Here is a 12,660-nt window from a genome sequence, read left to right on the forward strand (position 1 = left end):
CGTCCCGGGCTAACCTGAAGACCGTTTGAGGGCTTATCATGCCAAGACGTCGTGTAGCAGCAAAACGTGAGATTCTTGACGATCCGAAGTACGGATCCCAGATCCTCGCCAAGTTCATGAACCACGTGATGGAAAGCGGCAAGAAGGCCGTAGCCGAGCGCATCGTTTACGGTGCCCTGGATACCGTCAAAGCACGCAAGAACAGCGACCCCCTGGAAATCTTCGAGAAAGCTCTCGACGCCATCGCTCCGCTGGTCGAAGTTAAGTCCCGCCGTGTTGGCGGTGCCACTTACCAGGTCCCGGTTGAAGTTCGTCCATCCCGTCGTAATGCTCTGGCAATGCGCTGGCTCGTAGACTACGCCCGCAAGCGCGGCGAGAAGTCGATGGCTCTGCGCCTGGCTGGCGAACTGCTGGACGCTGCCGAAGGCAAAGGTGCTGCAGTCAAGAAGCGTGAAGACGTTCACCGTATGGCTGAAGCCAACAAAGCGTTCTCGCACTACCGCTTCTAATTCAAGCATCAATCATTTTGCGAGGGCTTTATGGCTCGTACTACAGCAATTAACCGCTACCGTAACATTGGTATCTGTGCCCACGTTGACGCGGGCAAGACTACCACTACCGAGCGGATCCTGTTCTACACAGGTCTGAGCCACAAGATGGGCGAGGTGCACGACGGCGCCGCGACCACCGACTGGATGGTGCAGGAGCAAGAGCGCGGTATCACCATTACCTCCGCTGCTGTTACTACCTTCTGGAAGGGTTCCCGTGGTCAGTACGACAACTACCGCGTAAACGTCATCGATACCCCCGGCCACGTTGACTTCACCATTGAAGTAGAGCGTTCGCTGCGTGTACTCGACGGCGCGGTCGTTGTGTTCTGCGGTACCTCCGGCGTTGAGCCGCAGTCCGAAACCGTATGGCGTCAGGCCAACAAGTACGGCGTTCCACGTGTTGTCTACGTGAACAAGATGGACCGTGCTGGTGCCAACTTCCTGCGCGTTATCGGCCAGATCAAGAACCGCCTGGGTCACACCCCGGTTCCGGTCCAGCTGGCTATCGGTGCGGAAGACGACTTCCAGGGTCAGGTTGACCTGATCAAGATGAAAGCCATCTACTGGAACGACGACGACAAGGGTACTACCTACCGCGAGGAAGAAATTCCTGCTGAGCTGGTGGACCTGGCCAACGAATGGCGCAGCAACATGGTCGAGGCTGCTGCCGAAGCCAACGAAGAGCTGATGAACAAGTACCTTGAAGAAGGTGACCTGTCCGTCGAAGACATCAAGGCTGGTCTGCGCGCCCGTACCCTGGCGAGCGAGATCGTTCCTGCCGTCTGCGGTTCCTCGTTCAAGAACAAGGGCGTTCCCCTGGTTCTCGATGCCGTTATCGACTTCCTGCCTGCGCCAACCGAGATCCCTGCGATCAAGGGTATCCACCCTGATCTGATCGACGTGCCGAAGGACGAAGTCACTGCAGAACAGTACGACGAGCGTCCTGCTGACGACAACGAGCCGTTCTCGGCCTTGGCGTTCAAGATCGCTACCGACCCGTTCGTGGGTACTCTGACCTTCGTCCGCGTTTACTCGGGCTTCCTGACCTCCGGTGACTCCGTCATCAACTCGGTCAAAGGCAAGAAAGAGCGCGTTGGCCGTATGGTTCAGATGCACGCTAACCAGCGTGAAGAGATCAAAGAAGTGCGCGCTGGCGACATCGCTGCTCTGATCGGCATGAAGGACGTCACCACCGGTGACACCCTGTGCAACGCCGACAAGCCGATCATCCTCGAGCGTATGGACTTCCCTGAGCCGGTAATTTCGCTCTCCGTAGAGCCGAAAACCAAGGCTGACCAGGAGAAGATGGGTATCGCTCTGGGCAAGCTGGCCCAGGAAGACCCGTCGTTCCGCGTCAAGACCGACGAAGAAACCGGCCAGACCATCATCTCCGGTATGGGTGAGCTGCACCTGGACATCCTCGTTGACCGCATGAAGCGCGAGTTCAACGTCGAGTGCAACGTCGGCAAGCCGCAGGTTTCGTACCGCGAGAAGATCACCAAGTCCAACGTCGAGATCGAAGGCAAGTTCGTTCGTCAGTCGGGTGGTCGTGGTCAGTTCGGTCACTGCTGGATCCGTTTCTCGGAGCCGGACGTCGACGAGAAAGGCAACATCACCGAAGGTCTGGTGTTCACCAACGAAGTCGTTGGTGGTGTGATTCCTAAGGAATTCATCGCCCCGATCCAGAAGGGTATCGAAGAGCAGATGAAAAACGGCGTTGTTGCCGGCTATCCGCTGCTCGGCCTGAAGGCCACGGTATTCGACGGTTCGTACCACGACGTCGACTCCAACGAAATGGCGTTCAAGATCGCCGCTTCGATGGCGACCAAGCAACTGGCCCAGAAGGGTGGTGGCGTGGTGCTTGAGCCGATCATGAAGGTCGAAGTTGTAACCCCGGAAGACTACCTGGGTGACGTGATGGGTGACCTGAGCCGTCGTCGCGGGATGATCCAGGGTAATGAAGACTCGGTGTCCGGCAAGGTAATCACTGCTGAGGTACCGCTCGGAGAGATGTTCGGTTACGCGACCGACGTTCGTTCCATGTCTCAGGGTCGCGCAAGCTACTCCATGGAATTCTCCAAATACGCCGAAGCTCCGTCGAACATCGTCGAAGCACTCGTTAAAAAACAAGGCTAATCCCCTTTAGGCAAGAGGTTCACTGTCGTGGCTAAAGAAAAATTTGATCGTTCCCTTCCCCACGTTAACGTCGGCACCATCGGCCACGTTGACCACGGTAAGACCACTCTGACCGCAGCTCTGACTCGCGTCTGCTCCGAAGTTTTCGGTTCGGCAGTCGTTGAGTTCGACAAGATCGACTCGGCTCCAGAAGAAAAAGCGCGCGGTATCACCATCAACACCGCTCACGTCGAGTACAACTCGAACATTCGTCACTACGCTCACGTTGACTGCCCAGGTCACGCTGACTACGTGAAGAACATGATCACCGGTGCTGCCCAGATGGACGGCGCGATCCTGGTTTGCTCGGCCGCCGATGGTCCGATGCCACAAACCCGTGAGCACATCCTGCTGTCCCGTCAGGTTGGCGTTCCGTACATCGTGGTCTTCCTGAACAAGGCTGACCTGGTAGACGACGCTGAGCTGCTGGAACTGGTCGAGATGGAAGTTCGCGACCTGCTGTCCACCTACGACTTCCCAGGCGACGACACCCCGATCATCATCGGTTCGGCTCGTATGGCGCTGGAAGGCAAAGACGACAACGAAATGGGCACTACCGCTGTCAAGAAGCTGGTAGAAACTCTGGATGCCTACATCCCTGAGCCAGTTCGTGCCATCGACCAGCCGTTCCTGATGCCGATCGAAGACGTATTCTCGATCTCGGGTCGTGGTACCGTTGTTACCGGCCGTATCGAGCGTGGCATCGTCCGCGTTCAGGATCCGCTGGAAATCGTTGGTCTGCGTGACACCACCACCACCACCTGCACCGGCGTTGAGATGTTCCGCAAGCTGCTGGACGAAGGTCGTGCTGGCGAGAACTGCGGCGTCCTGCTGCGTGGTACCAAGCGTGACGACGTTGAGCGTGGCCAGGTTCTGGTCAAGCCAGGTTCGGTCAAGCCGCACACCAAGTTCACCGCAGAAGTCTACGTTCTGTCGAAAGAAGAAGGCGGCCGTCACACTCCGTTCTTCAAAGGCTACCGTCCTCAGTTCTACTTCCGTACCACTGACGTGACCGGTAACTGCGAACTGCCGGAAGGCGTTGAAATGGTAATGCCGGGCGACAACATCCAGATGACTGTCACCCTGATCAAGACCATCGCAATGGAAGACGGTCTGCGTTTCGCCATCCGTGAAGGCGGTCGTACCGTCGGCGCCGGCGTCGTAGCCAAAATCATCGAGTAATCACTCGACCGATTGAAAAAGCCCCCGCTCAGCGGGGGCTTTTTTTATTGGGTTGACACTAAATTGGGGCGTCTATAGAATCACGCCTCCTTTTAGCGGGCGTAGTGCGTCCGTTGGGAACAGCCTGGAGTCTGAAATCCAATGCAAAATCAGCAAATCCGTATCAGGTTGAAGGCTTTCGACCATCGCCTGATCGACCAATCCACCCAGGAAATCGTGGAAACCGCGAAACGTACTGGTGCACAAGTGCGTGGTCCAATTCCACTGCCTACCCGCAAAGAGCGTTTCACCGTTCTGGTCTCCCCGCACGTCAACAAAGACGCGCGTGACCAGTACGAGATTCGCACTCATAAGCGTGTTCTGGACATCGTCCAGCCAACGGATAAAACCGTTGACGCGCTGATGAAGCTTGATCTGGCGGCCGGCGTGGAAGTACAGATCAGCCTCGGCTAAGACTTCGGTCTGGTCGTGTAACGCTCTGAAATGGGCGGCCATAGCGGGTGAAAGCCCCGTACACTCATGAGGTTTACAACATGACTATTGGTGTAGTCGGTCGAAAAGCGGGTATGACCCGTATTTTCACCGAAGAAGGTGTCTCCATTCCGGTCACGGTCATTGAGATCGAGCCGAATCGTGTCACCCAGTTCAAAACCGAAGAAACTGATGGCTACCGTGCAGTGCAAGTCACTGTCGGCGAGCGTCGTGCTTCGCGTGTGACCGCCGCTCAGGCTGGCCACTTTGCCAAGGCCAACGTTGCCGCTGGTCGCGGTGTCTGGGAGTTCCGTCTTGAAGAAGGCGATTTCCAGGCTGGCGATCTGATCAAAGCTGAACTCTTCACTGCAGGCCAGCTGGTAGACGTAACCGGTCAGTCCAAGGGTAAAGGCTTCGCCGGTACCATCAAGCGTTGGAACTTCCGTGGTCAAGATAACACCCACGGTAACTCCGTATCGCACCGTGTCCCTGGCTCCATCGGCCAGTGCCAGACTCCTGGTCGTGTATTCAAGGGCAAGAAAATGTCCGGTCACATGGGCGCTGAGCGCGTGACTGTGCAGTCCCTGGAAGTAGTACGCGTAGACGCTGAACGCAACCTGCTGCTGATCAAGGGTGCCGTTCCAGGCGCTACTGGCGGCGACGTGGTTGTGCGTCCAGCTGTCAAGGCTCGCGGGTAAGGGGAAGCTGACATGCAACTTAATGTAAATGACGCTCAGGCGATCGAAGTTTCCGAACTGACTTTCGGTGGCGAATTCAACGAGACGCTGGTACACCAAGCAGTCGTGGCCTACATGGCCGGCGGCCGTCAGGGCACCAAGCAGCAGAAGACCCGTTCTGACGTAGCCGGTGGCGGTAAGCGCCCATGGCGTCAGAAAGGTACTGGCCGTGCTCGTGCCGGTACTACCCGTGGTCCGATCTGGCGTGGCGGTGGTGTAACCTTCGCAGCTCGTCCTCAGGATCACTCGCAGAAGCTCAACAAGAAGATGTATCGCGCAGCTCTGCGCTCCATCCTCGCTGAGCTGGTGCGTAGCGACCGTCTGGTCGTGGTTCAGGACTTCGCTGTTGAAGCCCCGAAAACCAAAGACCTGCTGAACAAGCTGAACGGCATGGGTCTGAGCGATGTTCTGATCGTTTCGGACGCTGTTGATCAGAACCTGTACCTGGCTGCTCGCAACCTGCCGCACGTCGACGTACGTGACGTTCAAGGTTCCGACCCGGTCAGTCTGATCGCATACGAGAAGGTGTTGATCACCGTCTCGGCCGTGAAGAAATTCGAGGAGCTGCTGGGATGAACCAGGAACGCGTATTCAAAGTCCTCCTTGGCCCGCACGTTTCCGAGAAGGCTACCGTTCTGGCTGAGAAGAAAGGCCAGTTCGTATTCAAGGTTGCTACCGATGCAACCAAGCTGGAAATCAAGAAAGCTGTCGAAGGCCTGTTCAACGTAAAAGTTGAAAACGTGTCGACTGTTAACGTTCTGGGTAAAACCAAGCGTACCGCACGTGGTCTGGGCAAGCGTAATGACTGGAAGAAGGCGATCGTCTCCCTTCAGCCAGGCCAAGATCTCGATTTCAGCAGCAGTGCTGAGTAAGGAAGGGGTGCATCATGGCAATCGTTAAATGCAAACCGACTTCCCCTGGCCGCCGTTTTGTGGTCAAGGTGGTCAACAAGGAGCTGCACAAAGGCGCTCCTCACGCACCGCTGATCGAGAAAAAATCGAAGTCTGGTGGTCGTAACAACAATGGCCGCATCACCACGCGTCACGTGGGTGGTGGTCATAAGCAGCACTACCGTCTGGTCGACTTCCGTCGCAACGACAAGGATGGCATTCCTGCCACCGTCGAGCGTATCGAATACGATCCAAACCGTACTGCTCACATCGCCCTGCTGTGCTACGCAGACGGTGAGCGTCGCTACATCATCGCCCCTAAAGGCGTGAGTGCTGGCGACCAGCTGATCGCAGGTGCCCTGGCCCCAATCAAGGCCGGTAACTCCCTGCAGCTGCGCAACATTCCAGTAGGTAGCACCATTCACGGCATCGAACTGAAGCCGGGTAAAGGTGCTCAGATCGCTCGTTCCGCTGGTGCTTCGGCTCAGCTGATCGCTCGCGAAGGTGTCTACGTGACCCTGCGTCTGCGCTCTGGTGAAATGCGTAAAGTCCTGGCTGAGTGCCGTGCGACCCTGGGCGAAGTCTCGAACTCCGAGCACAGCCTGCGTTCGCTGGGTAAAGCTGGTGCCAAACGCTGGCGCGGCGTTCGCCCAACCGTTCGTGGTGTTGCCATGAACCCGGTTGACCACCCGCATGGTGGTGGTGAAGGTCGTACCTCCGGTGGTCGTCATCCGGTATCGCCATGGGGCTTCCCAACCAAGGGTGCTAAAACCCGTGGTAATAAGCGTACCGACAACATGATCGTCCGTCGTCGCAAGTAACTAGAGGGATACGACAGTGCCACGTTCTCTGAAAAAAGGTCCTTTTATCGATCTTCACCTGTTGAAGAAGGTCGAAGTGGCGGTGGAGAAGAACGATCGCAAGCCAGTTAAAACCTGGTCGCGCCGTTCGATGATCCTGCCACAAATGGTCGGTCTGACCATCGCGGTACACAACGGTCGCCAACACGTCCCAGTTCTCGTGAACGAAGACATGGTCGGCCACAAACTGGGCGAGTTCGCCGGTACCCGCACCTACCGCGGGCACGTGGCTGACAAGAAAGCCAAGCGTTAAGGGGTAAGGAAATGGAAGTAGCCGCTAAGTTGTCGGGCGCTCGCATCTCCGCCCAGAAAGCCCGCTTGGTCGCCGACCAGATCCGCGGGAAGAAGGTGGGCGAAGCGCTCAACCTGTTGGCCTTCAGCAGCAAAAAAGCCGCTGAAATCATGAAGAAAGTCCTCGAGTCGGCCGTTGCCAACGCCGAACACAACGAAGGCGCAGACGTTGATGACCTGAAGGTCTCCACCGTCTTCGTCAACGAAGGGCGTTCGCTGAAGCGCATCATGCCGCGTGCCAAAGGCCGCGCTGATCGCATCGTCAAGCGGTCTTGCCATATCACTGTCAAGGTTGCGGACAAGTAACGGAGTCGATCAGATGGGTCAGAAAGTACATCCCACTGGCATTCGCCTGGGAATCGTCAAGGAGCACACCTCCGTCTGGTACGCAGACGGCGCGACTTACGCAGATTACCTGCTGAAGGATCTGCAAACTCGCGAGTACCTCCAAGACAAACTAAAAAGCGCGTCCGTAAGCCGTATCGATATTCATCGTCCGGCTCAAACTGCACGCATCACCATCCACACCGCTCGTCCCGGTATCGTTATCGGCAAGAAAGGTGAAGATGTTGAGAAGCTGCGTCAGGACCTGACCAAGCAGATGGGTGTGCCTGTGCACATCAACATCGAAGAGATCCGCAAGCCGGAACTCGACGCTATGCTGGTTGCTCAGAGCGTAGCCCAGCAGCTGGAACGCCGCGTAATGTTCCGTCGCGCCATGAAGCGCGCCGTACAGAACGCCATGCGTATTGGTGCCAAGGGCATCAAGATCCAGGTGAGCGGTCGTCTCGGCGGTGCCGAGATCGCACGTACCGAGTGGTATCGCGAAGGTCGTGTGCCCCTGCACACCCTGCGTGCCGATATCGACTACAACACCTACGAAGCTCACACCACCTACGGTGTGATCGGTGTCAAGGTTTGGATCTTCAAAGGCGAAGTGATTGGTGGTCGCCAGGAAGAGCTGAAGCCTCAAGCACCAGCGCCTCGTAAAAAAGCTGCTAAGTAAGGGGTACGCCAAATGTTGCAACCAAAGCGTACAAAATTCCGCAAGCAGATGACTGGCCACAACCGTGGTCTGGCACTGCGCGGTAGCAAGGTCAGCTTCGGCGAGTTCGCTCTGAAAGCTGTCGCCCGCGGTCGTCTCACCGCTCGCCAGATCGAGTCGGCACGTCGTGCTCTGACCCGTCACGTTAAGCGTGGCGGCAAGATCTGGATCCGTGTGTTCCCGGACAAGCCGGTTACCAAGAAGCCTCTCGAAGTGCGGATGGGTAAAGGTAAGGGTTCCGTGGAATACTGGGTTGCCCAGATTCAGCCAGGCAAAGTCCTGTACGAGATCGAGGGTGTTTCTGAAGAGCTGGCGCGCGAAGCTTTCGCCCTGGCCGCTGCAAAGCTGCCTCTCGCCACCTCCTTTGTTAAGCGGACGGTGATGTGATGAAAGCGAATGAACTTCGTGAAAAATCCGCACAGCAACTGAATGAGCAACTGCTCGGCTTGCTGCGCGACCAGTTCAATCTGCGCATGCAGAAAGCAACTGGCCAGTTGGGGCAGTCGCACCTGCTCTCGCAAGTTAAGCGTGACATCGCTCGCGTGAAAACTGTGCTCAACCAGCAGGCAGGTAAGTGATCATGGCTGAAGCTGAAAAAACCGTCCGTACGCTGACTGGCCGTGTCGTCAGCGACAAAATGGACAAGACCATCACCGTTCTGATCGAGCGTCGCGTAAAGCACCCGATCTACGGTAAATACGTTAAGCGTTCGACTAAGCTGCACGCGCACGACGAAGCCAACCAGTGCAAGATCGGCGACAAGGTTTCCATTCGCGAAACCCGTCCGCTGGCCAAGACCAAGTCCTGGGCACTGGTTGAAGTCCTCGAACGCGCTGTTGAAGTCTAAGGGCTAGGGGTCGGAGAAATTTTATGATTCAGACTCAATCCATGCTCGATGTGGCCGATAACAGCGGCGCTCGTCGCGTCATGTGCATCAAGGTGCTCGGCGGTTCGCACCGCCGTTACGCCGGCATCGGTGACATCATCAAGGTAACCGTCAAGGAAGCAATTCCGCGCGGTAAGGTCAAAAAAGGCCAAGTGATGACTGCTGTTGTCGTCCGTACCCGTCACGGTGTACGTCGCGCTGACGGTTCCATCATTCGTTTCGACGGCAACGCTGCTGTTCTGCTGAACACCAAGCAAGAGCCGATCGGCACTCGCATCTTCGGGCCAGTGACCCGTGAACTTCGTACCGAGAAGTTCATGAAGATCGTCTCGCTCGCCCCTGAAGTGCTCTAAGGAGATCCGACATGCAAAAGATTCGTCGTGACGACGAGATCATCGTGATCGCCGGCAAAGACAAAGGTAAGCGCGGTAAGGTGCTGAAGGTGCTCGCTGACGACCGTCTGGTCATCGGTGGTGTCAACCTGGTCAAGCGTCATACCAAGCCTAACCCGATGGCGGGCGTCCAGGGCGGTATCGTCGAGAAAGAAGCGCCACTGCACGCTTCCAACGTTGCCATCTTCAACAGCGAAACCAACAAAGCTGACCGCGTTGGTTTCAAAGTAGAAGAAGGTAAGAAAATTCGTGTCTTCAAGTCGACCCAAAAAGCGGTTGATGCTTGAACACTGCTAGGTAGAAGACCATGGCACGACTGAAAGAGATTTACCGGAACGAAATCGCTCCTAAGCTTAAGGAAGAACTTAAGCTGTCGAACGTGATGGAAGTTCCTCGCGTTACCAAAATCACCCTGAACATGGGTCTGGGCGAAGCGATCGGCGACAAGAAAGTCATCGAGCACGCTGTTGCTGACCTGGAAAAGATCACCGGTCAAAAGCCGGTCGTGACTTTCGCTCGTAAATCCATCGCGGGCTTCAAAGTCCGTGAAGGCTGGCCGATCGGCGTCAAGGTGACCCTGCGTAGCGACAAGATGTACGAATTCCTGGACCGCCTGCTGGCGATCTCCCTGCCTCGGGTTCGCGACTTCCGCGGCCTGAACGCCAAGTCCTTCGATGGTCGTGGCAACTACAGCATGGGCGTGAAAGAGCAGATCATCTTCCCGGAAATCGACTACGACAAGATCGATGCTCTGCGCGGTTTGGACATCACCCTGACCACCACTGCTCGTTCGGACGACGAAGGCCGCGCTCTGCTGCGTGCTTTCAAGTTCCCGTTCCGCAACTGATTGGAGTAGGAAAATGGCCAAGAAGAGCATGAAAAACCGCGAGCTGAAGCGTCAGCTCACGGTAGCCAAGTACGCCAAAAAGCGTGCCGAGCTGAAAGCGATCATCGTCAACCTGAACGCCTCTCCTGAAGAGCGTTTCGCTGCCGTTGTCGCCCTGCAGAAGCAGCCACGTGACGCTAGCGCCTCGCGCATGCGTAACCGCTGCCGCATCACCGGTCGTCCGCACGGCGTGTACCGCAAGTTCGGCCTCGGCCGTAACAAGCTGCGCGAAGCCGCCATGCGTGGTGATGTGCCAGGTCTGGTCAAGGCCAGCTGGTAATCCCGGTTGGCGTGACCACCGGCGGGAGGGGAGTGATCTTCCGACCGCCGGTGACCTCGCAAAGAAACAAGCCCCTATATGGGGCTTGTTTCGTTTCTGCCTTGTGTCTAGAATGACCGGCTCACCTGAGCCTGGGTTTTTTACCCTGCCTGCCCGGGTGGTTGTGATAGCCGCAAGGCTAATAATTCTTGTATCAGGAGCATCTAGCCCATGAGTATGCAGGACCCGTTAGCGGACATGCTAACTCGCATCCGTAATGCCCAGATGGCTGAAAAGTCTGTCGTAAGCATGCCTTCCTCCACGCTGAAGGTCGCGGTTGCCAAAGTACTGAAAGACGAAGGTTACATCGCCGGCTACGAAGTCAGCGGCGAAGCCAAGCCTTCCCTGTCGATCGAACTGAAGTACTTCGAAGGCCGTCCGGTCATCGAGGAACTGAAGCGCACCAGCCGTCCAGGCCTGCGCCAGTACAAGGCCGTCACCGACCTGCCGAAAGTACGTGGCGGTCTGGGCGTGTCTATCGTCTCCACCAACAAAGGTGTGATGACTGACCGCGCTGCGCGCGCTGCCGGTGTCGGCGGCGAAGTTCTGTGCACAGTGTTCTAAGGGGAGATAGGCATGTCTCGCGTCGCTAAGAACCCCGTTAAGCTGCCAGCAGGCGTCGAAGTCAAATTCGCCGGTCAGCAGCTTTCGGTGAAGGGTGCCAAGGGCACTCTCGAACTGAACGTTCACTCGTCTGTTGAAGTTACCGAAGAAGCTGGCGAGCTGCGTTTCGTCGCTCGCAACGGTGATCAGCAAGCTCGCGCCATGGCCGGTACCACCCGCGCCCTGGTGAACAACATGGTCCAGGGCGTAAGCCAAGGCTTCGAGCGCAAGCTCCAGCTGGTCGGTGTTGGTTACAAGGCACAGGCCAAGGGCACCGTCCTGAACCTGGCTCTGGGCTTCTCGCACCCAGTGGATTACGAACTGCCAGCCGGTATCACCGCTGAAACCCCAAGCCAGACCGACATCCTGATCAAGGGTATCGACAAGCAGCTGGTAGGTCAGGTGGCCGCTGAAGTCCGCGGTTTCCGTCCGCCAGAGCCTTACAAGGGCAAGGGTGTGCGTTACGCGGACGAAGTAGTCCGTCGTAAAGAAGCCAAGAAGAAGTAGGGCCTAGCAAATGACCGACAAAAAAGTTACTCGACTGCGTCGCGCTCGCAAAGCACGCCTGAAAATGCACGAGCTCGAAGCCGTGCGTCTGTGCGTGTTCCGCTCCTCGCAGCACATCTACGCCCAGGTCATCTCGGCCGACGGCAGCAAGGTTCTGGCAAGTGCCTCGACCTTGGACAAAGAACTGCGTGATGGTGCCACCGGCAACATCGACGCGGCCACTAAGGTTGGCAAGCTGGTAGCTGAGCGTGCGAAAGCCGCCGGTGTATCTCAAGTTGCCTTTGACCGTTCCGGCTTCAAGTACCATGGCCGCGTCAAAGCGCTGGCTGATGCTGCTCGTGAAGGCGGGCTGGAGTTCTAAGTTATGGCAAATAACGATCAAAAGCGCGACGAAGGCTACATCGAGAAGCTGGTTCAAGTTAACCGCGTTGCCAAGACCGTCAAGGGCGGCCGTATCTTCACCTTCACCGCGCTGACCGTGGTAGGTGATGGCAAAGGCCGCGTTGGCTTCGGCCGTGGCAAATCGCGCGAAGTACCAGCTGCGATCCAGAAAGCCATGGAAGCTGCTCGTCGCAACATGATTCAGGTTGACCTGAAAGGCACCACCCTGCAGTACGCCACCAAGGCCGCCCACGGCGCCTCGAAGGTCTACATGCAGCCTGCCTCGGAAGGTACCGGTATCATCGCCGGTGGCGCAATGCGTGCCGTCCTGGAAGTTGCTGGCGTTCAGAACGTCCTGGCCAAGTGCTACGGCTCGACCAACCCAGTGAACGTGGTACACGCCACCTTCAAGGGTCTGAAAGCCATGCAATCCCCTGAGTCCATTGCTGCCAAGCGCGGCAAGACTGTTGAGGAGATCCGCTGA

Annotated in this window: 22 protein-coding genes; all 22 read left to right on the forward strand. The window is 57.0% G+C overall.

What is annotated here, in order from left to right; translation table 11 throughout:
* The first annotated feature begins 38 nt into the window (after positions 1 to 38).
* The gene (rpsG, locus tag L6D77_RS13070; protein WP_003246741.1) at positions 39 to 509 is read left to right on the forward strand and encodes a 30S ribosomal protein S7; all 471 of its coding nucleotides are present in this window, start codon (positions 39 to 41) and stop codon (positions 507 to 509) included.
* 30 nt (positions 510 to 539) lie between these two features.
* Positions 540 to 2,687 carry an elongation factor G gene (gene fusA, locus L6D77_RS13075; RefSeq protein WP_232885564.1) on the forward strand — a complete coding sequence of 716 codons (2,148 nt, stop codon included), beginning with the start codon at positions 540 to 542 and terminating at the stop codon, positions 2,685 to 2,687.
* 27 nt (positions 2,688 to 2,714) lie between these two features.
* On the forward strand, positions 2,715 to 3,908 hold the full coding sequence (gene tuf / locus L6D77_RS13080; protein ID WP_010951775.1) for an elongation factor Tu: 1,194 nt from the start codon (positions 2,715 to 2,717) through the stop codon (positions 3,906 to 3,908).
* Positions 3,909 to 4,049: 141 nt separating this feature from the next.
* A complete protein-coding gene (gene rpsJ / locus L6D77_RS13085; RefSeq protein WP_003186070.1) occupies positions 4,050 to 4,361 on the forward strand; it encodes a 30S ribosomal protein S10 in 312 nt (103 codons plus the stop codon).
* An 80-nt stretch (positions 4,362 to 4,441) separates the two neighbouring features.
* Positions 4,442 to 5,077, forward strand: a complete 636-nt coding sequence (gene rplC, locus L6D77_RS13090; RefSeq protein WP_011531887.1) for a 50S ribosomal protein L3 — start codon at positions 4,442 to 4,444, stop codon at positions 5,075 to 5,077.
* A gap of 12 nt (positions 5,078 to 5,089) precedes the next feature.
* Positions 5,090 to 5,692, forward strand: a complete 603-nt coding sequence (gene rplD, locus L6D77_RS13095) for a 50S ribosomal protein L4 (RefSeq protein ID WP_003255485.1) — start codon at positions 5,090 to 5,092, stop codon at positions 5,690 to 5,692.
* Positions 5,689 to 5,988 (forward strand): 50S ribosomal protein L23, encoded by a 300-nt coding sequence (gene rplW / locus L6D77_RS13100; RefSeq protein WP_003255484.1) that lies wholly within the window; start codon positions 5,689 to 5,691, stop codon positions 5,986 to 5,988. Before rplD ends, rplW begins: the two co-directional genes overlap by 4 nt.
* A gap of 14 nt (positions 5,989 to 6,002) precedes the next feature.
* Positions 6,003 to 6,827: a 50S ribosomal protein L2 gene (rplB, locus tag L6D77_RS13105; RefSeq protein ID WP_003255483.1), complete on the forward strand. Its 825-nt coding sequence runs from the start codon at positions 6,003 to 6,005 to the stop codon at positions 6,825 to 6,827.
* 16 nt (positions 6,828 to 6,843) lie between these two features.
* Positions 6,844 to 7,119 carry a 30S ribosomal protein S19 gene (rpsS, locus tag L6D77_RS13110; RefSeq protein WP_003255482.1) on the forward strand — a complete coding sequence of 92 codons (276 nt, stop codon included), beginning with the start codon at positions 6,844 to 6,846 and terminating at the stop codon, positions 7,117 to 7,119.
* An 11-nt stretch (positions 7,120 to 7,130) separates the two neighbouring features.
* Entirely contained in the window at positions 7,131 to 7,463 is a 333-nt protein-coding gene (gene rplV / locus L6D77_RS13115; protein ID WP_003103908.1) for a 50S ribosomal protein L22, read from the forward strand.
* 13 nt (positions 7,464 to 7,476) lie between these two features.
* Positions 7,477 to 8,163 carry a 30S ribosomal protein S3 gene (rpsC, locus tag L6D77_RS13120; protein ID WP_011531889.1) on the forward strand — a complete coding sequence of 229 codons (687 nt, stop codon included), beginning with the start codon at positions 7,477 to 7,479 and terminating at the stop codon, positions 8,161 to 8,163.
* Between the two features lie 12 nt (positions 8,164 to 8,175).
* Positions 8,176 to 8,589 (forward strand): 50S ribosomal protein L16, encoded by a 414-nt coding sequence (gene rplP, locus L6D77_RS13125; protein ID WP_009397508.1) that lies wholly within the window; start codon positions 8,176 to 8,178, stop codon positions 8,587 to 8,589.
* A complete protein-coding gene (rpmC, locus tag L6D77_RS13130) occupies positions 8,589 to 8,780 on the forward strand; it encodes a 50S ribosomal protein L29 (protein ID WP_002555481.1) in 192 nt (63 codons plus the stop codon). Before rplP ends, rpmC begins: the two co-directional genes overlap by 1 nt.
* A gap of 2 nt (positions 8,781 to 8,782) precedes the next feature.
* Positions 8,783 to 9,049, forward strand: coding sequence for a 30S ribosomal protein S17 (gene rpsQ / locus L6D77_RS13135; RefSeq protein WP_003255478.1), 267 nt, complete (start codon positions 8,783 to 8,785; stop codon positions 9,047 to 9,049).
* A gap of 23 nt (positions 9,050 to 9,072) precedes the next feature.
* On the forward strand, positions 9,073 to 9,441 hold the full coding sequence (gene rplN, locus L6D77_RS13140; RefSeq protein ID WP_008089810.1) for a 50S ribosomal protein L14: 369 nt from the start codon (positions 9,073 to 9,075) through the stop codon (positions 9,439 to 9,441).
* An 11-nt stretch (positions 9,442 to 9,452) separates the two neighbouring features.
* Entirely contained in the window at positions 9,453 to 9,767 is a 315-nt protein-coding gene (rplX, locus tag L6D77_RS13145) for a 50S ribosomal protein L24 (RefSeq protein WP_023629180.1), read from the forward strand.
* 20 nt (positions 9,768 to 9,787) lie between these two features.
* Positions 9,788 to 10,327, forward strand: a complete 540-nt coding sequence (gene rplE, locus L6D77_RS13150; protein ID WP_003255474.1) for a 50S ribosomal protein L5 — start codon at positions 9,788 to 9,790, stop codon at positions 10,325 to 10,327.
* 13 nt (positions 10,328 to 10,340) lie between these two features.
* Entirely contained in the window at positions 10,341 to 10,646 is a 306-nt protein-coding gene (gene rpsN, locus L6D77_RS13155; RefSeq protein WP_232882624.1) for a 30S ribosomal protein S14, read from the forward strand.
* 210 nt (positions 10,647 to 10,856) lie between these two features.
* Complete coding sequence (gene rpsH, locus L6D77_RS13160) at positions 10,857 to 11,249, forward strand: 30S ribosomal protein S8 (RefSeq protein ID WP_110996348.1); 393 nt, start codon at positions 10,857 to 10,859, stop codon at positions 11,247 to 11,249.
* Between the two features lie 12 nt (positions 11,250 to 11,261).
* A complete protein-coding gene (gene rplF / locus L6D77_RS13165; protein ID WP_110739044.1) occupies positions 11,262 to 11,795 on the forward strand; it encodes a 50S ribosomal protein L6 in 534 nt (177 codons plus the stop codon).
* A gap of 10 nt (positions 11,796 to 11,805) precedes the next feature.
* Positions 11,806 to 12,156, forward strand: coding sequence for a 50S ribosomal protein L18 (gene rplR, locus L6D77_RS13170; protein ID WP_011531893.1), 351 nt, complete (start codon positions 11,806 to 11,808; stop codon positions 12,154 to 12,156).
* A gap of 3 nt (positions 12,157 to 12,159) precedes the next feature.
* Complete coding sequence (gene rpsE / locus L6D77_RS13175) at positions 12,160 to 12,660, forward strand: 30S ribosomal protein S5 (protein ID WP_046857343.1); 501 nt, start codon at positions 12,160 to 12,162, stop codon at positions 12,658 to 12,660.

Origin of the sequence: Pseudomonas parasichuanensis, from assembly GCF_021601385.1 — a bacterium.
GTDB lineage: Bacteria > Pseudomonadota > Gammaproteobacteria > Pseudomonadales > Pseudomonadaceae > Aquipseudomonas > Aquipseudomonas parasichuanensis.